This is a genomic window from Neorhizobium galegae (genome assembly GCF_021391675.1).
Taxonomy (GTDB): domain Bacteria; phylum Pseudomonadota; class Alphaproteobacteria; order Rhizobiales; family Rhizobiaceae; genus Neorhizobium; species Neorhizobium galegae_B.
The window spans coordinates 943,150-968,369 of sequence record NZ_CP090095.1 but is presented as its reverse complement, the minus strand read 5'-3'; the positions used below and the strand labels follow the sequence as shown (position 1 = coordinate 968,369).

28 protein-coding genes are annotated in these 25,220 nt (G+C 62.3%); 9 read left to right on the top strand and 19 right to left on the bottom strand.

Going from position 1 to position 25,220, the window contains the following annotated elements:
• Nucleotides 1–26 precede the first annotated feature (26 nt).
• The 4 genes from LZK81_RS04705 to LZK81_RS04690 form a co-directional block, all read right to left on the bottom strand.
• The gene (locus tag LZK81_RS04705) at nt 27–1,955 is read right to left on the bottom strand and encodes a DUF2207 domain-containing protein (RefSeq protein WP_233955343.1); all 1,929 of its coding nucleotides are present in this window, start codon (nt 1,953–1,955) and stop codon (nt 27–29) included.
• Between the two features lie 44 nt (nt 1,956–1,999).
• Nucleotides 2,000–3,274, bottom strand: a complete 1,275-nt coding sequence (locus LZK81_RS04700; RefSeq protein WP_233956469.1) for a 3-phosphoshikimate 1-carboxyvinyltransferase — start codon at nt 3,272–3,274, stop codon at nt 2,000–2,002.
• Nucleotides 3,275–3,362: 88 nt separating this feature from the next.
• On the bottom strand, nt 3,363–3,914 hold the full coding sequence (locus LZK81_RS04695; protein WP_233955342.1) for a LemA family protein: 552 nt from the start codon (nt 3,912–3,914) through the stop codon (nt 3,363–3,365).
• Between the two features lie 441 nt (nt 3,915–4,355).
• Nucleotides 4,356–5,309 (bottom strand): glycine--tRNA ligase subunit alpha, encoded by a 954-nt coding sequence (locus LZK81_RS04690; RefSeq protein WP_233955341.1) that lies wholly within the window; start codon nt 5,307–5,309, stop codon nt 4,356–4,358.
• 146 nt (nt 5,310–5,455) lie between these two features.
• Between LZK81_RS04690 and LZK81_RS04685 the strand changes: the two genes are divergently transcribed.
• Nucleotides 5,456–5,740: a hypothetical protein gene (locus LZK81_RS04685; protein ID WP_046603404.1), complete on the top strand. Its 285-nt coding sequence runs from the start codon at nt 5,456–5,458 to the stop codon at nt 5,738–5,740.
• Nucleotides 5,740–6,054, top strand: a complete 315-nt coding sequence (locus LZK81_RS04680; protein WP_233955340.1) for a type II toxin-antitoxin system RelE/ParE family toxin — start codon at nt 5,740–5,742, stop codon at nt 6,052–6,054. The genes LZK81_RS04685 and LZK81_RS04680 overlap by 1 nt, the downstream gene beginning before the upstream one ends.
• Here the strand turns inward: LZK81_RS04680 and LZK81_RS04675 are convergent.
• From LZK81_RS04675 to LZK81_RS04665, 3 genes are read right to left on the bottom strand one after another with little or no spacing between them, the layout of a single operon-like run.
• Nucleotides 6,051–6,203, bottom strand: coding sequence for a hypothetical protein (locus LZK81_RS04675; RefSeq protein WP_233955339.1), 153 nt, complete (start codon nt 6,201–6,203; stop codon nt 6,051–6,053). The genes LZK81_RS04680 and LZK81_RS04675 overlap by 4 nt on opposite strands.
• 5 nt (nt 6,204–6,208) lie before the next feature.
• Nucleotides 6,209–6,400, bottom strand: a complete 192-nt coding sequence (locus tag LZK81_RS04670; protein ID WP_046611035.1) for a hypothetical protein — start codon at nt 6,398–6,400, stop codon at nt 6,209–6,211.
• Between the two features lie 27 nt (nt 6,401–6,427).
• On the bottom strand, nt 6,428–7,294 hold the full coding sequence (locus tag LZK81_RS04665; RefSeq protein WP_046603401.1) for a S49 family peptidase: 867 nt from the start codon (nt 7,292–7,294) through the stop codon (nt 6,428–6,430).
• Nucleotides 7,295–7,461: 167 nt separating this feature from the next.
• On the opposite strand from LZK81_RS04665, the gene LZK81_RS04660 reads away from it, so the two are divergent.
• Nucleotides 7,462–8,802, top strand: a complete 1,341-nt coding sequence (locus LZK81_RS04660; RefSeq protein ID WP_046603400.1) for an Nramp family divalent metal transporter — start codon at nt 7,462–7,464, stop codon at nt 8,800–8,802.
• Here LZK81_RS04660 and LZK81_RS04655 read toward each other — a convergent pair.
• Together LZK81_RS04655 and LZK81_RS04650 are read right to left on the bottom strand one after the other, a co-directional pair.
• The gene (locus tag LZK81_RS04655) at nt 8,771–9,571 is read right to left on the bottom strand and encodes a tRNA1(Val) (adenine(37)-N6)-methyltransferase (protein WP_233955338.1); all 801 of its coding nucleotides are present in this window, start codon (nt 9,569–9,571) and stop codon (nt 8,771–8,773) included. The genes LZK81_RS04660 and LZK81_RS04655 overlap by 32 nt on opposite strands.
• A gap of 17 nt (nt 9,572–9,588) precedes the next feature.
• Nucleotides 9,589–9,810: a DUF2007 domain-containing protein gene (locus LZK81_RS04650; protein WP_037087717.1), complete on the bottom strand. Its 222-nt coding sequence runs from the start codon at nt 9,808–9,810 to the stop codon at nt 9,589–9,591.
• A 106-nt stretch (nt 9,811–9,916) separates the two neighbouring features.
• Between LZK81_RS04650 and LZK81_RS04645 the strand changes: the two genes are divergently transcribed.
• The 4 genes from LZK81_RS04645 (at nt 9,917) to moaB (ending at nt 14,412) form a co-directional block, all read left to right on the top strand.
• Nucleotides 9,917–10,933, top strand: a complete 1,017-nt coding sequence (locus LZK81_RS04645; protein ID WP_046611036.1) for a polyprenyl synthetase family protein — start codon at nt 9,917–9,919, stop codon at nt 10,931–10,933.
• Between the two features lie 163 nt (nt 10,934–11,096).
• Nucleotides 11,097–12,932 carry a tetratricopeptide repeat protein gene (locus tag LZK81_RS04640; protein ID WP_046603398.1) on the top strand — a complete coding sequence of 612 codons (1,836 nt, stop codon included), beginning with the start codon at nt 11,097–11,099 and terminating at the stop codon, nt 12,930–12,932.
• Between the two features lie 5 nt (nt 12,933–12,937).
• Nucleotides 12,938–13,867: a 4-(cytidine 5'-diphospho)-2-C-methyl-D-erythritol kinase gene (locus LZK81_RS04635; RefSeq protein ID WP_233955337.1), complete on the top strand. Its 930-nt coding sequence runs from the start codon at nt 12,938–12,940 to the stop codon at nt 13,865–13,867.
• Complete coding sequence (gene moaB, locus LZK81_RS04630) at nt 13,864–14,412, top strand: molybdenum cofactor biosynthesis protein B (RefSeq protein WP_233955336.1); 549 nt, start codon at nt 13,864–13,866, stop codon at nt 14,410–14,412. The genes LZK81_RS04635 and moaB overlap by 4 nt, the downstream gene beginning before the upstream one ends.
• 3 nt (nt 14,413–14,415) lie before the next feature.
• Here the strand turns inward: moaB and LZK81_RS04625 are convergent, their stop codons facing one another.
• Complete coding sequence (locus LZK81_RS04625) at nt 14,416–14,934, bottom strand: glycosyl transferase (protein ID WP_233956468.1); 519 nt, start codon at nt 14,932–14,934, stop codon at nt 14,416–14,418.
• Nucleotides 14,935–15,067: 133 nt separating this feature from the next.
• Here LZK81_RS04625 and LZK81_RS04620 point away from each other — a divergent pair, with 133 nt between their 5' ends.
• Together LZK81_RS04620 and LZK81_RS04615 are read left to right on the top strand one after the other, a co-directional pair.
• Nucleotides 15,068–16,225 carry a PA0069 family radical SAM protein gene (locus LZK81_RS04620; protein WP_046641104.1) on the top strand — a complete coding sequence of 386 codons (1,158 nt, stop codon included), beginning with the start codon at nt 15,068–15,070 and terminating at the stop codon, nt 16,223–16,225.
• 168 nt (nt 16,226–16,393) lie between these two features.
• Nucleotides 16,394–17,062, top strand: coding sequence for a ribonuclease HII (locus LZK81_RS04615; RefSeq protein ID WP_233955335.1), 669 nt, complete (start codon nt 16,394–16,396; stop codon nt 17,060–17,062).
• Nucleotides 17,063–17,097: 35 nt separating this feature from the next.
• Here the strand turns inward: LZK81_RS04615 and LZK81_RS04610 are convergent, their stop codons facing one another.
• From LZK81_RS04610 to LZK81_RS04570, 9 genes are all read right to left on the bottom strand, one after another.
• Entirely contained in the window at nt 17,098–17,736 is a 639-nt protein-coding gene (locus tag LZK81_RS04610) for a glutathione S-transferase family protein (protein ID WP_233955333.1), read from the bottom strand.
• Between the two features lie 87 nt (nt 17,737–17,823).
• Nucleotides 17,824–18,309 (bottom strand): F0F1 ATP synthase subunit B, encoded by a 486-nt coding sequence (locus LZK81_RS04605; RefSeq protein WP_233955331.1) that lies wholly within the window; start codon nt 18,307–18,309, stop codon nt 17,824–17,826.
• A gap of 4 nt (nt 18,310–18,313) precedes the next feature.
• Complete coding sequence (locus LZK81_RS04600; RefSeq protein WP_233955330.1) at nt 18,314–18,910, bottom strand: F0F1 ATP synthase subunit B; 597 nt, start codon at nt 18,908–18,910, stop codon at nt 18,314–18,316.
• An 84-nt stretch (nt 18,911–18,994) separates the two neighbouring features.
• A complete protein-coding gene (locus tag LZK81_RS04595; protein ID WP_007774919.1) occupies nt 18,995–19,222 on the bottom strand; it encodes a F0F1 ATP synthase subunit C in 228 nt (75 codons plus the stop codon).
• 70 nt (nt 19,223–19,292) lie between these two features.
• On the bottom strand, nt 19,293–20,045 hold the full coding sequence (locus LZK81_RS04590; protein WP_046603390.1) for a F0F1 ATP synthase subunit A: 753 nt from the start codon (nt 20,043–20,045) through the stop codon (nt 19,293–19,295).
• A gap of 63 nt (nt 20,046–20,108) precedes the next feature.
• The gene (locus LZK81_RS04585; protein WP_046611044.1) at nt 20,109–20,474 is read right to left on the bottom strand and encodes an AtpZ/AtpI family protein; all 366 of its coding nucleotides are present in this window, start codon (nt 20,472–20,474) and stop codon (nt 20,109–20,111) included.
• Between the two features lie 266 nt (nt 20,475–20,740).
• Nucleotides 20,741–21,889 (bottom strand): cell wall hydrolase, encoded by a 1,149-nt coding sequence (locus tag LZK81_RS04580; protein WP_233955329.1) that lies wholly within the window; start codon nt 21,887–21,889, stop codon nt 20,741–20,743.
• Nucleotides 21,890–22,057: 168 nt separating this feature from the next.
• Complete coding sequence (locus LZK81_RS04575) at nt 22,058–23,959, bottom strand: potassium transporter Kup (RefSeq protein ID WP_233955328.1); 1,902 nt, start codon at nt 23,957–23,959, stop codon at nt 22,058–22,060.
• Nucleotides 23,960–23,973: 14 nt separating this feature from the next.
• Complete coding sequence (locus LZK81_RS04570; protein ID WP_370689416.1) at nt 23,974–24,945, bottom strand: magnesium transporter CorA family protein; 972 nt, start codon at nt 24,943–24,945, stop codon at nt 23,974–23,976.
• Nucleotides 24,946–25,220: the final 275 nt, after the last annotated feature.

Sequence of the window (25,220 nt, the reverse complement as noted above, 5' to 3'; positions counted from 1 at the left end):
GTCACCAGCCGGATTGGCGAAAGTGTTTACCAGCCGCCTCCTCCGCCTCCGCCTCCGCCGCCACCGGACGAACCGCCGGAAAAGCCGGAGGAGGACGAGGAGGATTTTGGGGCGGGGATGGTCGAGGCGATGGTGGAGGCCATCGAGGAGGAGAAGCCGCCGATGCGATCGCCGAAATTGGAACTGTTACTGCCGCTATACCAGCCGGGCGCATAGGCGCCGGCAGCAGCGCCTGCCGCAGCGCTCGCAAGCCAGGTCTCGAACGTGCTGCTCCACGGCTTTTCGACGCCGAGCGCCACCGCATAGGGCAGCAGCTTTTCGAAATGCTGCGGCGACATGGTGGGGGCGCCGGCCGTGTTCATCCGGTCCTTTTCGGCAAGCGTCAGATAGATGCGCAGGCCCTCGATGCCGTCCATCAGCTTGCGGCCGAGCGGCGTCGGGGCGCCGATCAGGAAGAAGAAGATGACGTTGGCGAGCACGATGCCGCCGACGGAGACCAGGATCGGCCAATGCTCGTTACCGGTCATCTCCGACAGGATCGCCACGAGGACGGCCGAGCCGATCGAGATCGCAACGAGGCCGATGACGCCGAGGATAACGACCGAGATGATTTTCGAAAACAGCGACGAGCCGCGGCGGAAGCCCTTGCCGAAACCAACAGCAAGGAAACCGAAGACCACGGCGAAAAACGCCGGGATGATCAGCGTGGCGATCATGTCCGGTTCGAGATTGCCGAACACCAGCAAAGCCACGATGGAAAGCACGCTCAACACGACGCCGCCGATCACATAGCCCTTGTTGCCGTTGTAATATTTGCCGCGATGTTCCTTCTCGATCGCCTGGCGGAAGCTCGCGCCGATCGACTGGACAGTGGTGCCGTGCGCCTCGTCGATGATCAGTTCCTGCCCCTTGGCCCCGATGGAACCGAGGATCGAGGCCTGGCCGATCGGCACGTCCCTCGGCACGGCCTTGTCGGTGCGCCGGATGACGATCTTTTCTGCGAGGTCCTCCAGCGTTACGTAACCCTTGACCGCCAGATCGAGCGCGCTTGCGGCGAAGGCCGTCCAGCCGCTGCCGGAAAAGCCCTTGTTGTCGATGTAGTTGACCAGAGCCGGCGACAGCCCCTCCGGCGCATCCCAGCGCGGCACGACGACGCCTCGATCCGGATCGCGACCGACGCGGACCCAGAACGCGGCATAGTAACCGACGACGAGGACAAGGCCGACGATCGAGATGATCGTCCCGATGTTGTCGCGCCACCACCAGGCGCTTTCCTGATCTTTCGAAGGGGGAGCGACGACATTTTTGGGAAAGCCGGCGACGATCGTCAGGCCTTCCTGCATGCCGAGCGGCCGAGTGGTCGTAAAGACCGCCTGATTGCCGTTCGCCTGCATGCGGGCATTGCGGGCGGTGGATCCCAGCGGGCCCGTATAGGCGACGGTCTGGGTTATCCGCGCACTGCCCGGCAGGATCACCCGCGCCGAGGCCTGGGCGATGCGGAACTCCCAGCCATTGCCGTTGACGTTCCAGTAGAGCTCGTCGTGGTCGCCGAAATAGCGAATCTGCCGATCGGTCTTGTAGGTGAAGACGAAGGTGTGCTCGCCATCCTGCAGGAACACGTCCTTGTCGCCGGAATAGATGCGGATGCCGCCGGTGACGCTTTCCGTGTGGAACGGCTCGGCCTGGCCGTCGCGAGTGACGGAAACGACCTCGAAGCCGACCCGCACAGTGCGGCCGGCCGCATCCGTCATGGTCAGCGGGAAGTCGCGAAACAGGCCGCGCTTGATCTTGTCGCCTTCCGCATTGGCAATGATCGTTTCGGTGACAGTCAGGTCGCCGTTTTCCGCGACCTGGATGTCGGAATGATAGGAGCGGATATATTCCTCCGCAGCGGCGGGCAGCGCCGCCAACAGGGAGAAAAGCAACGCCAGGCCAAGGCCGGAGAACCACCGCATCACGACATTCCTCCCCTTCGGCACCGGCCGATCCGGTTTTCCGTTTAAACTATGTCCGTGTACTCAACCCCGAGCGAGGCCAGCACGTCCCAATAGCTGGGGAAGGTCTTGGCGACGCAATCCGGATCGAGAATGGTGATGCCGCCGATCATCAGACCCGCCAGCGCGAAACTCATGGCGATGCGATGGTCGGCGAAGGTATTGATCTCGGCCGGCAGGGTCTGGCCGGCGAGCGAGGGATCGGAGGCGACGATCAGGTCGTCGCCTTCTTCCGTCGCAAGGCCTTCGCGGATGGCGTTGAGGCCTAGCGAGAGCGCCCTCACCCGGTCGCATTCCTTGACGCGCAGGTTGGCGATGCCGGTGAAGCACACCGGCGTCTCGTTGAAGGCGGCGAGCACGGCAAGCGTCGGGATCGCATCCTGCATCTGCGAGCCGTCGATTTCGGCCGGCAGGTGCGGGAATTGGGCGATCAGTTCGTAAGCCTTGGCATCCGGCTGGGTAAAGGCGGTGGCCGCCACGCCAAGATCGATGGCGCCACCGGTCAAGACTTCCGCGGCCCAGAGATAGGTGGCGGCCGACGCATCGGGTTCGATCACGAAATCCGCGGCCTTGTAGCCGGTCGGCTCGACCTTCCAGGTCGCGGCGTCGATCTGCTCGACCTTGGCGCCGAAGGCCTGCATGGCGGCGAGCGTCAAGTCGACATAACCGCGGGCGCCGATTTCCGCGCCGGCCAGCGCAACCGTCAAGGGGGCGTTGGCGCCTTGGCTGACAAGCGGCCCCGCCATCAGCAGCGCAGAGACGTATTGGCTGGAGAGACCGGCATCGATCTCGACGCGGCCGGAAGCGAAATGGCCGTTGCCGCGAACCGTCACCGGCGGGCAGCCGGTGGGCGCCTCGGCGTCGATGCCGAGCGATTTCAGGGCAGCGACCAGCGGGCCGATCGGCCGCTTGCGCATGTGTTCGTCACCATCGACGACGACGGTGCCATCGACCGAAGCGACGGCTGCGGTCAGAAACCGGGTCGCGGTGCCGGCATTGCCGAGGAACAGCGGGGCGGATGGCGGCAGAAGCTTGCCGCTACCGGTGACGACAAAGGTCGTCTCGTCCGGCTCGTCGACAGAAACACCCATGGCCCGCAATGCATCGGCCATGTAGCGGGTATCGTCGCTCCGCAGGGCGCCGGTCAGCCGGCTGGTACCGCTGGCGAGGCCCGCCAGAAGCAGCGCGCGGTTGGTGATCGATTTCGAGCCCGGCGGCACGGCGCGTCCGGAAAGCGGCTTGCCCGGCCGCAGGATGGTGAGTTTGGCTCTACCCATGATATTCGTCTCTTAACGCCAATCGAATGCCGCAACGAGGCGGCCGACCGCGCTCTTAAACCGTTGCGGCACGAAGGTCCAATGACGGATTTCAGAACTTGACGGTCGGGACCGCCCGGTCGGCCGCGTTCTCGATCTCGAAATACTCGCGCTTCGAGAAACCGAACTGGCCGGCGACCAGGTTGTTGGGGAAGCTCTCGACCTTGACGTTCAGATCGCGGGCAGCGCCGTTGTAATACCGCCGCGACATCTGGATCTCGCTCTCGATGGTTTCGAGCGAGGCCTGCAGTTCGGAAAAGTTCTCGTTCGCCTTCAGGTCCGGATAGGCCTCGGCAAGCGCTATGATCTTGCCGAGCGCCTGGCCGAGCAGGCCTTCTGCCTGGGCGCGGCCGGCGACATCGCCTGCCGGCACCGCCTGCGCCTGGTTGCGCAGCTTCACGACTTCCTCGAACGTGTCCTTTTCGTGGGCCGCGTATCCCTTCACCGTCTCGATGAGGTTCGGGATCAAGTCGGCGCGGCGCTTCAACTGCACGTCGATGCCGGACCACGCCTCTTCGGCCATCTGGCGGGCCTTGACGAGGCCGTTGTAGATCATAACGACGTAGAATGCGACGAGAACAATTATACCGATCAAAATGTACATCTGAGTCTCCCGACTTGGCCTTGCGATGGGACAGTAGAGGCGTGGTATAAAAAAGTGGTTGAAGTCATCGATTATTTTTCGCGGTCAATTTTTTGACTTACCGCAAAGTTCCGACCGCCCGGATGCCCTAGATTCTCTTACAGAAAACGGGCTGCTCCGAAGATTCGGCCCCACCTCAAAACAATCTGGATGGAATTGCCATGGCGTGCCTAGTGCGAACCGCCAATGTGCTGGCGTTTGCCGTGCTGTTTTTTCAGTACGGAGTGATGATGAGGCCCCCGGAACCGGCCGGCACGCGCCGGTTTCTACAGATCTATGCCGGGCAGCTTCCGGCCGGCGCCTATCCGACAATCAAACCCATCTGGCAGCTTGGCACGCAGTGGACGGGCGCCGTTTGAACGGTTCGCCGCGCAGCGTCAGTCCCGATCCAAAACCCGGACCTCAGGCGGCCCGGCCGAAATTCGCACCACCGGCATCGGTCATCAGGAAGGCCTCGCCGCAGGCTTTCGCCAACGTGCGGACGCGCAGGATATAGCTCTGGCGTTCGGTGACCGAGATCACCCCGCGGGCATCCAGCAGGTTGAAGACGTGGGACGCCTTGATGCACTGGTCATAGGCCGGGAAGACGCATTTATGCAGCATCTGGTTGGCGTTCGCACCCGGTGCGCCGGCGGCAAGCAGCGCCTGGCATTCCTTCTCGGCATCGATGAAGTGCCGGTGCAGCATGGCGGTATCGGCGAATTCGAAGTTATGGCGGGAATATTCCTGCTCGGCCTGCAGGAAGACGTCGCCATAGGAGATTTTTTCCTCGCCCTCGCGGCCGTTGAAATTGAGCTCGTAGATGCTGTCCACGCCCTGCAGATAGGTGGCGAGGCGTTCGAGACCGTAGGTCAGCTCACCGGCAACCGGCGAACATTCGATGCCGCAGATCTGCTGAAAATAGGTGAACTGCGAGACTTCCATGCCATCGCACCAGCATTCCCAGCCGAGGCCCCAGGCGCCGAGCGTCGGGCTTTCCCAGTCGTCCTCGACGAAACGGACATCGTGCAGCAGCGGATCGAGGCCGATTGCCGCAAGCGAACCGAGGTAGAGTTCCTGCAGGTTCGGCGGGTTCGGCTTCAGGATGACCTGGAACTGGTAATAATGCTGCAGGCGGTTGGGGTTCTCGCCATAACGACCGTCGGACGGGCGACGCGACGGCTGCACATAGGCGGCCTTCCAAGGCTTCGGCCCAAGCGCACGCAGCGTGGTGGCCGGATGGAAGGTGCCGGCACCGACTTCCATGTCGTAGGGCTGCAGGATCGCGCAACCCTTGTCCGCCCAGTAATTCTGCAGCGCGAGGATCAGCCCCTGGAAGGAGCGGGTCGGAGACATGTGGTCGGGCAGCTCGGTCATGGCCATATCTGTGTCGGTTCGAGGATGCGGACGAGTGCCACGCATCAGGGGCGCGGGTCAAGGATTTATGCGTTTGGGGCACTTGCTGGGTATGCCGCAACGGGACGATCCATGCTAAGGTTCGCCCGCTCTTCCGGAGAAAGACCATGAACGTCAAGAACAGCTTCACCTTGTCCGAGCGCTCCCTGCGGCTTGCCGAAAAGCTCGTCGAGGACGGCCAGTTTCCCTCGGTCGAGAAAGTGCTCGAGGCTGGCATCGACAGCCTATTGCGGGACGAGGAAAGTTCCGCCCACGAAGATCCGCTGCTCGGCATGAAGGACGAAATCCGCCGCCGCGCGGAGCTGCCGCGGGATCAGTGGTTGCCCTGGGATGGGGACGAAATGGCTAACCGCATCAAGGCAAGGCTGGACGAGAAATACAAGAACCGCTGATGAGCTACACGATCATCAAGCACCCGCTCGTCGAGCTCGATATCTTTGACATCACCGACTTCATTTCGTCCTATGCCGGCACCGCCATTGGCAAATCCAATGTCGATGAGATCACGCTGTTCATCTCCCGCCTTACAGATTTCCCCAAAATCGGGACCATCCAGGATGATATTCTACCCGGTCTTCGCGCCATCCCGGCCTCAGAAAAAGCCGTTGTCTGCTTCACCGTGAACGATGAAAACCTGACCGTCTCCATTCTCTGCGTAAGCTATGCGGGCTCCGATTGGGCATCGCGGGTGAAGGAACGGGCTTAATCGCTATTCGTCTCGCGGCTATTGGCTTCCTCGCGATCGAATTTCCAACCGTTCGGCAACTCCCACTTGAAAGCACGAACCCTTTCCAGCGCCGCACGCCGTTTGTCGGCATCAGTCTCCGCCACAGCAGATTTCTTCTCCTCGGGCATGAGGCCTACTCCTCATCCCGCTTCACCCGGTATTCCCCCGTCGCCGGGTCCCTTTCCAGGGTGCCGATCGCGCCGGTCTGGCGCTCCTTTTCCTCGCGGCGAGTGCGCGACGACAGTCTTTCGGCGTCCTTGATGAACTTCTTGTAGAGCATCCAGCCGCCGCCGATGACGATGATCAGAAATAAAAGCTGCGCCATTTCCCCTCTCGCGCTATCCTGACGACCTCAAAGGCCGTAGCGGCTCCACATTGCCTTTTCTTCCAGGCTCGCGGCAAGTCCCGTGACGGCGCCTGCTGCGATTTCTCCGGCCTTCCCCTCGCCGAAGACGACGCCGGGCACGCGGCGGCCGAAGAGGGTGCGGGCACTGCCGATCAGTTCCAGCCTGGTATCCTTGCCGTAACGGCGCTTGAGGACTTCGCGCATGTCGCCCAGACTGTCGATCAGGCCGAGATCGAGGCCGCGCAACCCGCTCCAGAACAGGCCCGAAAAGATCGTCGCATCGTCGGCCAGCCGCTCGCCGCGGCGCATCTTGACCATCTCGATGAACACCTTGTGGATCTCGAGCTGCAGGGTCTTCAGATATTCGATGTCGCCTTCCTTTTCCGGCTGGAAGGGATCGAGGATCACCTTGTTCTCGCCGGCAGTATAGACGCGGCGTTCGACACCGATCTTGCGCAGCAGTTCCGGGAAGCCGAACCCCCCGGAAACAACGCCGATCGAGCCGACGATCGAGGTCGGATCGGCAAAGATCTCGTCACCCGCGAGCGCGATCATGTAACCGCCCGAGGCCGCGACATCCTCGACGAACACCAGGACCTTCTTGTTCTTTTCTTCCGCCAGCGAGCGGATGCGCTGGAAGATCAGGCGCGACTGGACGGGCGATCCGCCCGGGGAATTGATCGAGATCGCGACGACCGGCGCATCCTTCCTGGCGAAGGCCTTGTCGAGCATCGGCGCCACGCCGGCCAGGTTGAGGCTCTGCTTGAACTGGCTGCCGCCGGCCATGATCGCTCCGTGAAGCCGGACGACGGGTATCGTCAGCCCCTTCTTACGGAATCTTTTCGGCATCAACCTCTGCAAAAACCCGGCCATTTCTTTTCCTTCTGTCGCGTTCGGCTCTGCCAAAGCATGTATGTGACGGATTTTCAAACGCAATGGCTGCGCCACTTAAAGCAGGATTTTGATTTTTCTAGTTGCGAATGACTTGCATTATCATCCCAACAAGGCATTATCCGCTCGCGAACGGAGATAGAGTGAAGATGGATGTTTTGGGTTCGAAGCAGGACAGCGGCTGGCGGAACACGCGGGGAGAGGCATCGCTTTCCGACGTCCATCGAAGCATCAACATCTCGCAATCCGGATCGCGGTGGCGGCGGCTCGCCGCCTTTGCGGGTCCGGGGTACCTGGTCGCGGTCGGTTATATGGACCCCGGCAACTGGGCGACCTCGCTCGCCGGCGGGTCGAAGTTCGGTTACGCGCTGCTCGCGGTCGCGCTGCTGTCTAACCTGATGGCGATCGTGCTGCAGTCGCTCTGCGCGCGCCTTGCCATCGCATCGGGCCGAGATCTGGCGCAGGCCTGCCGCGACGCGTTCCCGAAATGGGTTTCCATTCCGCTCTGGGCGCTTGCCGAAATCGCCATCATCGCCACGGATATTGCCGAGGTGATCGGCACCGCCATCGGCCTCAACCTGATCTTCGGCATTCCGCTCGAGCTCGGCGTGCTGATCACGGCACTCGACGTCTTCATCATCCTTTACCTGCAGAAGATGGGCTTCCGCTGGATCGAAGCCTTCATCATCACCCTGCTCGGCGTCATCGCAGTGTGCTTCGCGATCCAGATCTTCCTTGCCGATCCGCAATGGGGCGGCGTCATCCGCGGCTTCTTCCCGACCACCGAGATCGTCACCAATCCGGAGATGCTCTATCTGGCGCTCGGCATCCTCGGCGCGACGGTCATGCCGCATAATCTCTATCTGCATTCCGGCATCGTGCAGACCCGCAACTATGGCCACACCCTGCCGGAAAAGAAGGAAGCACTGACCTATGCGACGATCGACTCCACCTTCGCGCTCTGCTTCGCGCTGTTGATCAATGCTTCGATCCTGATCCTTGCGGCAGCCGCATTCAACAGCACCGGGCGAACGGAAGTGGCCGAACTCGGCGAAGCGCATTCGCTGCTCGCACCGCTGCTCGGGCTGGCCATTGCACCGACGCTGTTCGGTATCGCGCTACTCTGCTGCGGCCTGAATTCGACGGTGACGGCAACGCTCGCCGGGCAGATCGTCATGGAAGGCTTCCTCAAGATGAAGCTGCAGCCATGGATCCGCCGGCTGATCACCCGGGGGATCGCCATCATTCCAGCCGCGTTCGTCACCATCTGGTACGGCGATGCGGGCACGGCGGAACTCTTGATCCTCACTCAGGTCGTGCTCAGCCTGCAGCTTTCCTTCGCGGTCTTCCCCTTGGTGATGTTCACCGCCAGCAAGGCCAAGATGGGTGAGCTCGTTGCGCCGATCTGGCTCTCCGGCATCGCCTGGCTGATCGCCGTCGTCATCGCCGGCCTCAACGTCAAGCTGCTCGTGGATTTCGTTTCGGGCTGAGGCGGGAATAAGCGACCCGGCCGTTGTTCAGGTCGTCCACGAAAGCCGAGAAAGCATGGCCATCCGTGCCATGCACGAAAAGCGGCGCCCGGAATGTCAGCCGGGCGCGCGATCCCTTGACGGCGGTGACGAGGATGCGCGTGGCGCTTTCGTCGGGCCGGGGATGGAGGGCCGTGATTTCCAGCCCGCCGAAACGCCTGCCGCAGGCCTCGACGATCTCGGCGATCGATTGCGGCCGGGCGATCAGCGACAATTGCCCGCCGGGCTTCATGATCGCACCGGCGGTGCGGATCCAGGCTTCGAACAGATCTTCCGTCATCGCATGCGCCTCGGCCTTCAGGGCATCGGGCGTCTTGCGGTCGCTGGCATCGTTGAAGGGCGGGTTCATGATCACGTGGTCGTGGATTTCGTCGACGAGGCCGGCGGCGAGCCGCGGCTTGCCGGTCAGGGTCACATCCGCTTCCAGCACCTCGACGCGACCGGCCATAAAGGCGTTTTCGGGAAGTTCCAGAGTTCTGCGGGCATAGTCCGCCATCAGCGGCGATTTCTCGATCAGCAGGACCTTTGCCCGCTCCAGCCGCGAGGCGACGGCAAGACCCGCAGCACCGGCGCCCGAACCGAGATCGGCGACGCTCACCGACTTGTCGGAGGCGACCAGCGAGGCGAGCAGCATCGCATCGACACCTGACCGATGCCCGCCGCCCTTCGGCTGCATGACGTGAAAACGGCCGCGATGGAAGGCGTCGACGGTGTGGGTGGGCGGGTTCATGTGGGTTTCCACAAGCATCAAGGCCGCAGCTCCGCTTCCAGCCCCGCGTCCTTCAAGATCCGCCGGGCCTCGTCGGCGCGCTCGCCATCGACCATCAGCCGGCGCTGCAACAGACCGAGCGAGCCTTCGAGCACGCTCATCGACTGGTCGGCGACCATGCAGTAGATGCCCGCATCCTTCATCAGGCTCTGTGCCAACGACAGGATCACGATGTCGTTGGTGCGGATGATCTCCAGCATGGCTTGTTTGTTACCCCATTATATCCGGCGGGATGCGATTTGCGCTTGCCGCACTATCAGCCTCTTTCTATTGTCGTTTGAAAGATTTCGATAGGGAGGCCTGAGATTGGGCGTCGTCATACCGCTTGAAGAAGGCAAAAACAAACTGGCATCCGTCAAACCGCTGGTGGATCTGACCAAGGCGGACATGGATCGGGTCAACCAGCTGATCCTGTCCAAGGCCGGTTCCGACGTGCAGATGATCCCGGAAGTCGCCAACCACCTGATCTCGTCCGGCGGCAAGCGGCTGCGGCCGATGCTGACGCTCGCGTCTGCGGCCCTGTTCGGATACCAGGGCGAAGCCCATGTGAAGCTTGCGACCAGCGTCGAGTTCATGCACACGGCAACGCTGCTCCATGACGACGTGGTGGACGAAAGCGATCTGCGCCGCGGGCGTTCCACCGCGCGGATGATCTGGGGCAACCAGGCAAGCGTTCTGGTCGGCGATTTCCTGCTCGGCCAGGCGTTCCGGATGATGGTGGATGTCGGCTCGCTCGAAGCGCTCGACGTGCTGTCGGCCGCAGCGTCCGTCATCGCCGAAGGCGAAGTGCTGCAGCTTTCCGTCGCCAAGAACATGGAGACGACCGAGGACGACTATCTTTCGGTCATCCGCGCCAAGACGGCTGCGCTGTTTGCGGCTGCCGCCGAAGTCGGCCCGATCATCGCCAATGCCGACAAGGCCGGCCGGGGCGCGCTGAAATCCTACGGCATGAACCTTGGTCTTGCGTTCCAGCTCGTCGACGACGCGCTCGATTACGGCGGCAAGGCTGCCGATCTCGGCAAGAATGTCGGCGACGATTTCCGCGAGGGCAAGATCACGCTGCCCGTCATCCTCTCCTATCGCCGCGGCACCGAAGCTGAGCGCGCCTTCTGGCGTCAGGCGATCGAGAAGGGTGAAAGCAGCGACGAGAACCTGGAAAAGGCGCTCGGCCTGATCAACAAATACGGAGCCCTGAACGACACGATCGGCCGCGCGCTGCATTACGGTACGATCGCCCGCGATGCGCTGGCACCGCTTCCGGCCTCGCCGCTCAAGGCCGCTCTTCTCGAAGTCATCGACTTTTCGATCCAGCGCGTCAACTGACGCTCGGCGTCCGTTGACGAGGGTGTGACCGGCGCCGCCCCCATGCGGCGCTGGGGATTTCCTTGCGGACGTGCTTCAAAAAAGCCATTCTATCGTGAATCAATAGGGCGGAATTGGCGGCGGTATCTCATCGAATCGCCATGCTCTTACGAAAGGCATGTTTATGCGGCAGAAATCCAGCCTTCTTCTGCTCTCCAGCGCGGCGCTTGCAACCGTTCTCCTGTTCGGAACGGTAGCCAATGCGGCGACGGCGGAAGCGAAGCCAGCGGTGAAAGACACGGTGACGTTCGGCCCTGGCAACGTGAAGACGTTTTCCGGTGCATTTCTGGCCGCACGGACAGCCGATGTCGACCATGACTACGACACTGCGATCGCCCTCTACCGCAAGGCGCTGGCTTTCGATGCCGCCAACCTGGAAATCCGCGAGCGGCTGATGATCTCGCTGTTGCTCAACGGCGATTTCGACCAGGGCCTCGCTGAAGCCAACGCGCTCAAGGACGATAACGCCGTCGAGCGGATCACCAAGATCGTCCGCGGCCTCGATGCCCTGCGCGCCAAGAAATTCGATACCGCCAAGAAGGTTCTTGCCTACGAAGGCCCGAACGACCTCGACCGGCTGACCCACCAGCTTCTCTCCGCCTGGGCGGATGTCGGCGCCGGCAAGGGCAAGCAGGCAATGGCCAGCATCAACAACCTCAAGGGACCGGCCTGGTACAAGGTATTCACCGATTACCATCTCGGCGCCATGGCGCTGGTGACGGGCGATATCGGCACGGCGCGGCAGCACCTCAATACCGCCGTCACCAACAAGGAAGCCGTCGCCACCGCGCCGGACACATTCATGCGCGCGGTCATGGCGCTGGCACGCCTCGAAGCGGCTGCCGGCAACAAGCAGAAGGCGCTGGACGCGATCTCCGTCGGTGACGGCATGGTCTCCAACTATGCGCCGCTGAAGGCCCTGCGCCAGAGCATCGAGAAAGGCCAGAAGCCCGAACAGCAGGTGAGCGATGCCGCAGAAGGCGCTGCGGGCGTGCTGTTTTCGATCGGCGGCGCGCTGAACCGCCAGGGCGCCGAGGACATGGTCTCGCTCTACCTGCAGATTTCCCACGCGCTCGACCCAAAGAGCGCCGATACGCTGATCCTGCTCGGCGGCATCGCCGAAAAGCTCAAGCAGCCGGATCGCGCCATCAAGTTTTATGCCAGCGTCCCCGCCGATTCGCCGATGCGCCGCATTTCCGAGCTGCAGCTCGGCGTGACGCTTTCCGATACCGGCAAGGTGGACGAGGCCAAGCAGCACCTGAAGTCGCTGATCGATTCCGATCCGTCCGACATCCGCAGCTACATCGCCTATGGAAGCGTGCTTTCCGACGCCAAGGACTACAAGACCATGGCGGAGACCTACGACAAGGCCGCCGAGGTCATCGGGCCTGTGCCGAAGCCTGGCGACTGGACCATATTCTTCCAGCGCGGCATCGCCTATGAGCGGCTCAAGAACTGGGCAAAGGCCGAGCCGAACTTCCGCAAGGCGCTCGAGCTCAACCCGGAACAGCCGCAGGTCCTCAACTATCTCGGCTACTCGCTGGTCGACATGAACAAGAACCTCGACGAAGGTCTCGGCATGATCAAGCGGGCCGTCGATGCACGGCCGGATGACGGATATATCGTCGACTCGCTCGGCTGGGCCTATTTCCGGATGGGCAAGTTCGACGATGCCGTGACCGAGCTGGAACGCGCGGTGCAGCTGCGTGCCGGCGATTCGACGATCAACGACCATCTCGGCGATTCCTACTGGCGCGTCGGGCGCAAGCTCGAGGCCGTCTACCAGTGGAACCGGGCGCTGATCTCGGAAGGCGAAGACATCAACCGCGAGCAGATCAAGGAGAAGATCGAGAAGGGCCTGGCGCCGCTCGATCCGAACGCGACGACCGCCGACCGCAGCCCGACGGAACCCGTGGCACCTGCCCCGCCGGCGCCGGCCAATCCCGACAAGAAATCCTGACGCGCATGTTTCTGGACAATCCGTCATCCGACAACTGGCTCGCCGACAAGGCGGGCCTTTTCGAACTCGCGCCCGCCAAGATCAATCTCGCGCTGCACGTGACCGGCCAGCGGGCCGACGGCTACCATCGGCTCGAAAGCATCGTGACTTTTGCGGACGCGGGCGATCGGCTGTACTTTAGCGAGGCGGACGCCGACGATCTTTCCGTTTCCGGCCGGTTCGCCTCGCTGCTGCCGACCTCGGCGGAAGGTAAGAGGGGCAATCTCGTGCTGAAAGCGCGCGATCTCCTGCGCACGGCGCTGGAGGATAAAGGCGTTTCGACGCCGCCGGTTGCCATCCATCTCGAAAAGAACCTGCCGGTCGCAGCCGGTATCGGCGGCGGTTCGGCGGATGCGGCAGCAGCCCTGCGCGGCCTGATGCGCTTCTGGAATGCCAGCCTGCCGGACGGGGAACTGGCAGCGCTCGGGCTTTCGCTTGGCGCCGACGTTCCGATGTGTATCAAGAGCGAGGCGCTTATGGCCAGGGGGATAGGCGAGGAACTGACCGCGCTTCCCGACCTGCCCTCGCTGTCGCTGGTGCTCGGCAACCCGCTCGTCGGGGTCTCGACGCCGGATATCTTCCTGCGCCTGACGCAGAAGGAAAACGCGGCGATCGGGCCGTTCGACAGCGACTGGATCGGCTTTCTGAAAACGCTGCGCAACGATCTTGAACCGCCGGCGCGCTCGCTGGTGCGCGAAATCGACCAGATTTCCAGCCTGATCGGCGCGGAGGGGACGATGCTGACGCGGATGTCCGGTTCCGGCGCAACCTGTTTCGGGATTTTTCCTTCCTTCGAAGCGGCGGAAAAGGCGATGGAAAACCTTAACGGCCAGAAGCCGGAATGGTATTTTCAGGCGGTGAGAACCGTTGGACAGGTGCCCGAGAAACCCCAATGAACCGGATCGACGAAACCCGTTCCTTCATCCCTGTCGGCATCGCCGTGCTGACCGTCTCCGACACGCGCACGCTTGCCGACGACAAGTCCGGCGACACGCTGGTGGCGCGGATCGCTGAAACCGGCCATGAGCTGAGGGCGCGGGCGATCGTGCCGGACGACAAGGACCGCATCGTCGGCCAGGTGCAGGAATGGACGCTCGATCCCGATATCGACGTGGTGATTACCACAGGCGGCACGGGTTTTACCGGCCGGGACGTGACGCCAGAGGCACTGGAGCCGCTGTTCGAAAAGCGCATGGACGGCTTTTCGGAAGTGTTCCACCGGATCTCCTATGACAAGATCGGCACTTCGACGATCCAGTCACGGGCTACCGGCGGGGTGGCGAACGCTACCTTCATCTTCGTGCTGCCGGGTTCGCCCGGCGCCTGCAAGGACGCGTGGGACGGCATTTTGAAGGCACAGCTCGACTACCGCCACATGCCCTGCAATTTCATCGAGATCATGCCGCGGCTCGACGAGCACCTGAAACGCGGCAGCAAATAGCTGCTACCTGACGGCCGCCGCCACCCAGGCCGGGATCATCTCGCTGGCGAGCTTCGACACCTTCTGGCCGCGCGCCAGCGTTTCCAGGTCCATCCCCGATTTTGCCAGCGCAATCGCCTGCCGCTTCGGCAGCAGCATGCCGTATTCCAGCGGCGGCACGGCGCGGCCGATGCGCCTGAAGAACGGCCGCCTATAGTTGCGCGCCGGCGCGAAGCGGGCCGGCTGCTTGTTCAGCGCTATATATTCCATCACCTCGTCGATCCAGCCGGCCTGCAGCCGGGCGCCGGGCTCGACCAGCAACAACCATTCTCCACGGGCGCCGCGCAAAATATCCTTGATGTTCCAATGGCCGTAAAAACGGCAGCCGGCCGCATCGGCGACGCTGGAGGAACCGTCCCGCGAACCGTGGTCAAGCACCACGACGTCGCTCACAAGTCCCTCCACCGCAGCGGAAACGAGCACCGAGAGCGTCTGGGCCAGCTCGGATTCCTGATCGCGGCATTCCATGATGACAGTCAGCATCCCTGACATGTAACGCATTGCAACACGGAACGCCAGAAACGCGGACCGTCAATTTTGTTCTTGCAATGTTCTCATTTCCGCGCTAGGAATTTAATCATCAGGAACGGGGAATTTCCCCTTCAGGAGCTAACCCATGAACGAGCTGCATCAGTTGCGGCAGGACGCTTTCGCGCCTGCCCATACGGCCGATATTGCCGATGCGTTGGTCAAATCCTCCGGTCTTCGGGTGGAGATCGACCGGCGTCGCGGGCGCGGCGCAGGGCTCAATCCGAGCGGCCGTTTCGAGGAAGAACGCCGTGAGGCATTCGACGACGGCTGGCAGACGCTGGAGGAACTCGAACCGTTCAGGACCGAAGTGCAGGTGGAAAAGCCACGCACCGCGATCACCCGCAACGAATCGCCGGACCTTTCCTTCGATCGCTCGATCAATCCCTATCGCGGCTGCGAGCATGGCTGCATCTATTGTTTCGCCCGACCGACGCATAGTTTCATGGGGCTTTCTCCAGGTCTCGACTTCGAATCGAAGTTGTTTGCCAAGCCGGACGTGCCAAAGCTGCTCGAGCGGGAGCTGAGCCGCCCGGATTACAAGGTGCGGGCGATCGCGATCGGCACCAATACCGATCCCTACCAGCCGATCGAGCGGGAATGGCGGATCATGCGGCAGATCCTCGAAGTGCTTCAGAAAGCCAATCACCCCGTCGCGATCGTCACCAAGTCGGCGCTGATCACCCGCGACATCGACATCCTTGCCGACATGGCGTCCAAGGGGCTCGCGAAGGTCGGGATTTCGGTCACCACCCTCGACCGCAAGCTTGCCCGCACCATGGAGCCGCGCGCCTCGACCCCTCCCAAGCGCCTCACCGCCATCAAGGCGTTGACCGATGCCGGTATTCCGACTGCGGTCATGGTGGCACCCGTCATTCCGGCGCTCAACGACCACGAGATCGAGCGGATCCTCGACGCCGGTCATGCGGCAGGGGCGACGGAAGCGAGCTACGTGCTCCTGCGCCTGCCGCTGGAGGTGAGCCCCCTCTTCCGCGACTGGCTGCTGCAGAACTATCCGGACCGCTATCGCCATGTCATGTCGCTCGTCCGCTCGATGCGCGGCGGCAAGGATTACGACGCCGAATGGGGCAAGCGGATGAAGGGTGCCGGTCCCTATGCCTGGCAGATCGGCCGGCGTTTCGAGATGGCGACCAAACGGCTCGGTATGGTTCGGCGCGGCCTGCCGTTGCGCGACGATATCTTCCTCCGTCCCGACGGCGGCGGCATCCAGCTCTCGCTGCTCTGACCGGACCCTGTTCCGGTTTAATTGCGAATTCCCATTTCCGGCGCGGACCCGCCCTGTCCCCCGCGTCGGAAAATACCCCGGTTCCACCGCCGCCCCTCGGTGGATAGCGACGCCGCAATCGCCCGCCGGGGGTTGCAGGAGGTCGGGACGACGTGCGAGGTTGCCGCCATGTTACCTCGCACGTCGCCCGATTCTCCGATGCTTTTCGAAGACGTTCCGCTGGTTCCGGATTTCAGTCTGGAGCTCGTGGCGCGGCAGGCCGGCCACTGGCCGGTCGCGGGCACCGACGAAGCGGGACGCGGGCCGCTGGCAGGCCCGGTCGTGGCCGCCGCCGTCATCCTCGACCCCGACAATATCCCGGACGGCCTCAACGATTCCAAACAACTCACCGCCAACCAGCGGGAACTTCTGTTCGAGGCGATCATGGCGACAGCAGAAGTGTCGATCGCCGCGTCCGGCCCGCGCCATATCGACGAGCGCAACATTTTGCGCGCCAGCCTCGACGCCATGCGCCGCGCGGTGGCGGGGCTTGCAGTGACGCCGGCCTATGTGCTCGCCGACGGCCGCGACGTGCCGCAGGGGCTCTGCTGCCCCGGCAAGGCGGTCATCAAGGGCGACGCCCGCTCCGTCTCGATTGCCGCCGCTTCGATCATCGCAAAAGTCACCCGCGACCGGATGATGACCCGCGCCCACCTGGTCTTCCCCGGGTACGGTTTTGCCAATCACGTCGGTTATGGGACGGCCCAGCACCGCGCCGGTATCGAGGCGCATGGGCCGTGCTCGCTGCATCGGATGAGTTTTCGGCCGCTTAAAAAGGATGATCTGCCGGAGAGCTAACCGGTAGAAATCTACGGCCCGTCCAGCGAAGCCGCTCAGCCCGTCGGTATCGTCCTGAGCATGCTCGGCCGCGCGGATACCCGTTCCCACCAGGACATCAGGCCGGAATGCTTGCCCAGCAGGTCGTTTGCGACGGGCGACGTCATGAAATAGTCGATCATCGGCGCCAAGTGAAGGTCCGCCAGGCTGATCCCATCACCGCAGAGCCACGCGGAGTCCTGCGACAGTTCGGCAAGGGCCTTCAGGCAGGTCGGCGCCCTTTCGAGCGCAGCATCCAGGCGGACGACATCCGTCCGCCTGCCGCTGGCGGGTTTGGAAACCTGCTCGACATAAATGCCCCACACGAGTGTCGGGTAGACATAGCTGTCCGCAATGCCAATCATCTGGTTCATGCGCGCCCGAATGCGAGGGGTAGGTGGCTGCAACGCGGGACCACTAAATGCCTCGTCCACATAGCGCGTGATCGCTCCGGTCTCGTAGAGCTTAAAGTCGCCATCTTCAAACGCTGGGATCCGCCCGAAGGGCTGGCGTTCGAGGTGTGACGTCGGCGGACCACCTGTCGCAAAGACATCGACCGGAACCAGTTCGTGGTCCACGGCCTTCTCCAGCAGGACAAGGCGGGCCGTCCGCACATAAACGCTGTAGTCTGCGCCGAATAATCGCGGCTTGCGCATGACGCTCTCCGTAGGAACCCTCTATTTCCCAAAACAAAAAAGCCGGGGTTTTCGCCCCGGCTTTTTGGAAGTCTCGTGTGATCGAAATCAGTTCAATCGCGACTGCACCTTGCCGACGGCGTCCTGGAAGAGCGTGTCCTGGGTGGAGGCGTCGGCCTTGCGGGCGATGACGCTCTGGGCAGCGGCGATGGCGAGGTCGACGGCGGCAGCGCGCACGGCGCCGATCGCTTCGGCTTCGGCCTGCTTGATCTTCTGCTCGGAAAGGGCGTTGCGGCGAGCGACGAATTCGTCGGTCTTCTGGCGAGCTTCCTCGGTCAGGGCCGCAGCCTCACGCTCGGCGACAGCCACGATCTGGGCGGCTTCCGCTTCGGCTTCCTTGCGCTTGCGCTGGTATTCGGCGAGCAGGGTCTGGGCTTCTTCGCGCAGACGCTTGGCTTCGTCGAGATCCTTGCGGATGTTGGCGGCCCGCTCGTCGAGCGACTTCGCCATCATGCCCGGCACTTTGAGATAGACGATCAAAGCTAGGAAGAGAACGAGGCCGACGAGTGCGAAAAATGTTGCATCGAATGCCATCGGGTCAAGCCTCCGTCTTCGCGGCTGCAACGGCAGCCTTGATGTCGTCGCCGCTTGCCTTGGCGCCGATCAGCTGATCGACGATGGCGGTGGCGGTTTCTTCGGCGATCTGGCCGACTTCTGCGAAAGCTTTTGCCTTGATTTCGCCGATGCGGGTTTCGGCGGCAGCCAGCTTCTCGGCAAGTTCGGCCTCGATCGCGGTGCGGTCGGCGGCAGCCTTGGTCTTGGCGGCTTCGCGAGCCGTTTCGGCGATCTTGTGGCCCTTGGAACGGGCGGCAGCCAGTTCCTTCTCATAGGTCTCGACGGCAGCGTCCGCTTCCGCCTTCAGGCGGGCGGCTTCGTCGAGGTCCTGGGCAATCCGGTCGTGGCGGTGTTCGAGAATGCCACCCACGCGCGGAACGATGACCTTCTTCATCAAAAGATAGAAGAGGCCGAAGGTGATGACGAGCCAGAGCAGCTGCGACGAGAAATGGGCCGCATCGAATGGCGGAAAGGTGCCGCCGCCATGGGCGCCGGTTTCGGTATGCGCTTCGCCAGCAGGCGCGGCATGCGGATCAGTAGCGGCCGGCGCGGTCTGCGCATATGCCGAGGTCACGAACATCATCACCTCCAGGTGTATTCCAAATGCGAAGGATCACGGCGCGCCTTCTGCAAGCGGCCGCGATCCGAATTTCCTGGACAGATCTTAGACTGCGTACAGGAGCAGGAGAGCGATGAGCAGCGAGAAGATGCCCAGAGCTTCCGTAACGGCGAAGCCGAACACCAGACGGCCGAACTGGCTGTCAGCGGCGGACGGGTTGCGCAGAGCGCCCGACAGGTAGCTGCCGAAGATGTTGCCAAGGCCAAGAGCCGTGCCGGCCATGCCAAAGCAAGCCAGGCCTGCACCGATGAACTTTGCTGCTTCCGCTTCCATGAGAAACTCCTTCGAAATGGTTGTTGCGGCTGATGACTGACGCTTCAGGACGCCAATGTCGTTTTTATCCTTAGTGCCCGCCGGGATGGATCGCGTCGTTGAGGTACATGCAAGTCAGTACCGCGAAGACGTAAGCCTGGAGGAAGGCGACGAGGAATTCGAGACCGGTCAGGGCGACCGTCATGATGAGAGGCAGGACTGCGCCACCGATGCCCAGCGCGCCCATGGTTCCGAGCGAGGCGACGAAGCCTGCGAACACTTTGAGCGTGATATGGCCAGCCAGCATGTTGGCGAAAAGACGGATGGAGAGCGAAATCGGCCGCGACAGGAACGAGATCAGCTCGATCGGAACCACCAGAAACAGCAGCAGGAACGGCACGCCCGAGGGCACGAAGAGTTTCAGGAAGTGCAGGCCGTGCTTGTAGAAGCCGTAGACGAGGACCGTGCCGATGACCAGGATGGCCAGGGCGAAGGTGACGATGATCTGGCTGGTGATCGTATAGAAATAAGGGAACATGCCGAGCAGGTTGGCGGTCAGCACGAACATGAACAGCGAGAAGACCAGCGGGAAGAATTTCATGCCGCTGCTGCCGGCGCCTTCGCGCAGCATGCCGGCGATGAATTCATAGGACATTTCGGCGACCGACTGCGCCCGGCCGGGGATCAGGCCGCGCTGCGAGGTCGAGAAATACAGGAAGCCCGCGGCGCAGGCGACGGTTGCCACCATGAACAGAGACGCATTGGTAAAGGAGAAATCGATGCCGCCGATCTCGATCGGAACGATCTTGCTGATCTGGAACTGATGGATCGGATCGTTTGCCACCGTCTACCTCTTGGTCCTTAGCCGCGCCGGGGCGGCCCAGTTTCATTTCCGGAAACCGGACCTTCACAGGCCGCCGTTTCCCTTACCATCCTTGCCGCTACGCTGGTTCGTGGTCGGCGGCGGAGCCACCTTTCCCACAGAGCGAAGCACATTCAGCACACCGGCACAGAACCCGAGGAGAAGAAGAACAATCATCCCCCACGGCGCAGTGCCGGCAAAACGGTCGAGCAAAAAGCCCAGAATAGCCCCAACCGCGACTGCGGAGATGAACTCGGAGGAAAGCTTGAAACCCAAGGCCATGCCTTTTCGGCTTTCCTCGGATTGCGCGTCCCTCTTCGCCTCTGCCGCGTCGTCAGCCTTCCTGTCCGCAAGTTTCGCGGACAAGCGCTTCCGGCGCTCTTCCAGACCATCGTCGCGGTGATCCGTCATGTGCGTCCTCCCCTATTTCTGCTTCCGGCACAACCGGTTTTATGCTTTCCAACCGCAAAAAATGCGGTTAGCGAGGGATTTCGCGCCGTCCGGCCCGTTTTCAAGTCGCGCGCAACATAGTTTTGCCCGCCCCCATAGTCAAGGCGTCCAAGGTTCTTCGATTCAGGTAAATTAACCGAGCAAATTCAACCGGTTAAAAGAGGTACAACCGGAGTCGGGTAAAACTGTCGCGGGAATCGCCGCCTGTTGAAGCGACAGGAACCGGCTCAGCTCCAGCCGCCGCCATAGGTGCGGTAGAAGACGTGCAGGCCGATGCGGCCGACCTTCTTCATCGTGCGCGCCCAGTCGGGACGAACATAGACGGCATGATAATGCGTGGCGGAACCGACTTCCGGAAGCCAGATCTTGCCGGCGGTCACGGCCATAGCCACTTCGCGTGCCATCTTCCAATGATATTCGGAGCGGATGCGGTCCTTGATATTGTCGCAGGCAAAGGAAAACTGGCAGCGGTTGCGCCAATCCTCGTTCTGGTAGACGACGTCGCAGATCGTATCCGGATAGGCCGGATTGCGGACGCGGTTCAGGATAACCTGGGCGACTGCCGCCTGGCCGCGGGCGGATTCGCCGCGTGCCTCGAAATAGATGCCGGAGGCGAGGCACTGCTGCTCGCGCGCCAAAAAGGAGGCAGGCGGCAGCGGTGTCGCAGCCCAGGCGTGATCATCGAGACCGATCGGCGGAATGAAGCGGCCGGCGCTCGGCTTTTCCCTGAGGATCGCATCGAAGGGCGATTCCTTGGCGAAATCCTGCGCCGCAGGCGCATAGGCGGTGGCCAGCACATCGGCCTGATTGTTGTTGATGAGACTCGCGATCATCGGCATCAGATCGTCTTCCGGCTTCGGCTCGTCCTTCTTGCGGAAATAGAAGGCGGCGAGTTCGACGGGCTTCTCGCTCTTGCCGGCCTTGGCAAACCTGGCCAGTCCGTCACGGGCGTCGAGCGGCAGGGTCAGCGCACTCGAACGCTGCAGCACGGAGCCTGCGGAAAAGGCCTTTGGCGGCTGCATGGGCTCGACGGTGACGATGCGGCCCTTCTTGGCGGCGCGGTTGACGCGGTCTTCATCGGGCCGCGGATCGGAGGATTTCTTCTCGTCGACGAGCGCGATCTTGCGGCCGTCCGGGAGTTCGAGACCGGCATTGCCGGAGACTGCGTTCTTGAGGCCGGGAAATGCGAGCGACGCCTGATGGATCGAGCCCGCCGGCGAATCGGTCAGCACCATGCGCCATTGCTCGGCGCCGCCGGTCAGGAGGTCGGCGAGATCGCCATGAGCCGGGGCGGACGGAAAGATCAGCCAGCAGGCAAGGCCGAAGACGGCCGGAGAAGTCCATCCACTCAGTCCGGATGAGGACTTGCGACGCAAAACACTATTCGAACGCAAAACCGGAAACTCCACAGGGCAACAGGAACCCGATGAAGATCAATCATTAACCTTGATGAGCGGTTAACGCCGGCTGCCGAAACGCCCGGCAGCCGGCTTGAATTAGTACATTCACATCAATGTCAGCGAAGGGCATCCCAGCGGCGCATCTCAGATGATGACATGCGAGCCGAGTTCGACGACGCGGTTGGCCGGCAGGTGGAAATAGTCTGACGGGTCGGTCGCCGTGTTGGCCATGGCGATGAACAGCCGGTCCTGCCACATGGGCATGCCGGACGCGGCGTCCGGCACCAGCTTGCGGCGGCCCAGATAGAAGGAGGTCGACATGATGTCGAACTTGAAGCCCGTCTTGCGCAGATAGGCGAGCGCCTGAGAGACATTGTGCGACTGCATGAAGCCGAAGCGCAGTTCGATCAGCGTGAAACGCTCCGAGACCTTCTCGATCTTGAACCGCTCCTCAAGCGACACGCGCGGCTTGTTGACCGTGATGATGGTCAGCACCACGTTCTTTTCGTGCAGGACGTGGTTGTGCTTGATGTTGTGCAACAGCGCGGCGGGCGCGGTTTCCGGATCGCTGGTCAGGAAGATCGCGACGCCGGGCACGGATACCGGGGCATGATCGCTCTTCTTCTCGACCATCGGAATGAAGGTCTCGAGCGGCACGTCGATGCGGCGGGTCTTTTCGAAGAGGATCGCGGTGCCGCGCTTCCAGGTCCACATGACGATGGTGAAGATGATCGCCATCGTGACCGGGACCCAGCCGCCATCATGGACCTTCAGGAGGTTGGCGCCGAGGAAGACCAGTTCCAGCGCAAGCAGCGGGGCCAGAATGCAGATCGCGAAAGTCTGCGGCCATTTCCACTTCACCCGCACGAACTCGAACGCCATCAGCGTGGTGACGACCATGGCGCCGGTCACCGAGATACCGTAGGCGGTGGCGAGCGATTCCGAGCTTTCGAAACCCAGAACCAGCGCGATGACGCCGACCAGAAGCAGGGTGTTGACCGACGGCAGGAAGATCTGCCCGGTATTGGTCTCCGAGGTGAACTGGATCTGCATGCGCGGCAGGTAACCGAGATGGATCCCCTGGCGGACCAGCGAGAAAGCGCCGGTGATCACCGCCTGGCTGGCGATGATGGTGGCCGCGGTCGCGAGAATGACGACCGGCAGCAGCGCCCATTGCGGGAACATCAGGTAGAACGGATCGGACATCGCTTCCGGATGCTTCAGCACCAGAGCGCCCTGCCCCAGATAGTTCAACGTCAGCGCCGGGAAGACGAGCGTGAACCAGGCCCACTGGATCGGCCGTCGGCCGAAATGGCCAAGGTCCGCATAGAGCGCTTCGGCACCGGTGACAGTCAGGAAAACGGCGCCGAGAACGACGATGCCCGTGAAGCTCTCGTTCAGCATGAATTCGACCGCATAGACCGGATTGAAGGACGCCAGGATGCTGTAGTCGTCCGATATATGGGCGACGCCGCCGGCGCCCATGACGATGAACCAGACGGCGGTGATCGGCCCGAAGAAGCGCGATACAAGGCCCGTTCCCTTCGACTGGATGGCGAAAAGGCCAATCAGGATGCCGACGGAGATCGGTACCACGGCGCTGCTCATCGACGGCGCCACCAGCTTCAGGCCCTCGACCGCGGACAAGACCGACAGTGCCGGAGTGATCATTGCATCGCCAAGGAAAAGCGCGGCCCCGATGAGGCCGAGCAGCATCAATATTGCCCTGTGGCCGTTGGCGGACTTGGTCAGAAGTGCAAGGAGCGAGAGCGTGCCGCCTTCGCCGTCGTTGTCGGCGCGCAGCAGGAAAAGCACGTATTTGAACGTGACGATGATCGTCAGCGTCCAGATCATCAGCGAGATGAGGCCGATGATCTCGAGTTCCGTGACGCCGTCGTGGGCGATCGGCTTCAGAGCCTCGCGGAATGCATAAAGCGGGCTCGTACCGATGTCGCCGTAGACGACGCCGACGGAGCCGAGTGCGAGCGCAAAAAGGCCTTGGACCTTCGTTTTCTCGGCGTCGTGATGTTCAGCGGGGTGACCCATGGGGGATGTCCGGCTTAAAGCCAGCCTTTCCAGCGAAAGAAGAAAAAGGGGATGATGGCGGACAGGAGCATCGCGAGGATCGCGAGAGGATATCCGATATGCCACTCGAGTTCCGGCATGAACCGAAAGTTCATGCCGTAGATCGAGGCAACGAGTGTCGGCGGCAAGAACACGACCGACGCGATGGAGAATATCTTGATGATGGAGTTCTGCTCGACATTGATCAGCCCGAGCGAGGCATCCAGCAGAAAGGCGATGTTGCCGGCGATGTAAGAGGCATGTTCCGAAAGCGAGTCGACATCGCGCGCAACGGTGCGGCAGAGGTTGTCGTCGCTCTTGTCCTGGCTGATCAATGGCACGTTCATGAGAAAGGTCAACAGCCGGGCGAGCGAACCGAGGCTGTCGCGCACCTTGCTGATCAGCCGGTGGTATTCGGCGATATCGGCCAGCTTACGCTCCAGGAACTGCGGCGGGCGGCGCTTGCCGCGGTCGCGGAAGATGTCCGTCGACAGCGCATCGACGTGATCGACCGTCTGCTCGAGAATTTCGGCCGTGCGATCGGCAATGGTTTCCAGAAGTTTTGCCAGCAAAGTGGCGCCATCGCGCCCCGCTTCCGGCAGACGGCTCAAGCTGGCGATGAACAGCTGGAAGCTTTTCGGCTCAGCGTAGCGCACGGTGATCAGCCGGCCGCCGGAGAGGATGAAGGCGACGTCGGTGAGCTGCGGATCCTTGCCATCGGCGCGCCAGACGAGCGACGCGGTCATGAACACTGAGCCCTTCTCTACATAAAGCCGGCTCGAAGGTTCGATGTCCTTCAGGTCGTCGCGGGTCGGAACCTGAATTCCGAGGAGACCCTCGACATAGGCATCCTCCTGCGGATTCGGTTCGACCAGATCGATCCAGACGATATCGTCGGCAAGCTGTCGCAGCGCCTCGGCCGGCGCAAGCGTCTTCATCGAGCCAGTGGCGCTATAGGCATTGATCAATCGTGGTCTCCGGCCGAAAGTCGTCGGCCCTGAACGAGAAGCAGGCTTGCCGGCCCCTGGGTTAGGGACCGCCAGCCGGCCACCAGCGGGACGGGCCTATAGAGACAGCCATAGTCAAAATCAAGAGCCGGATAAACCTCGTAGTGGGCGCCGCAACATGACTCCCGCGCCGAATATGTTCAAGGGGGCTTCTGCAACAAGACGATTCGCGGTCTACATCAAAGCCTTGACCAAAAACGGCCGTCAAAGTGACTGTCCACCGGCGCGAGGGAGGT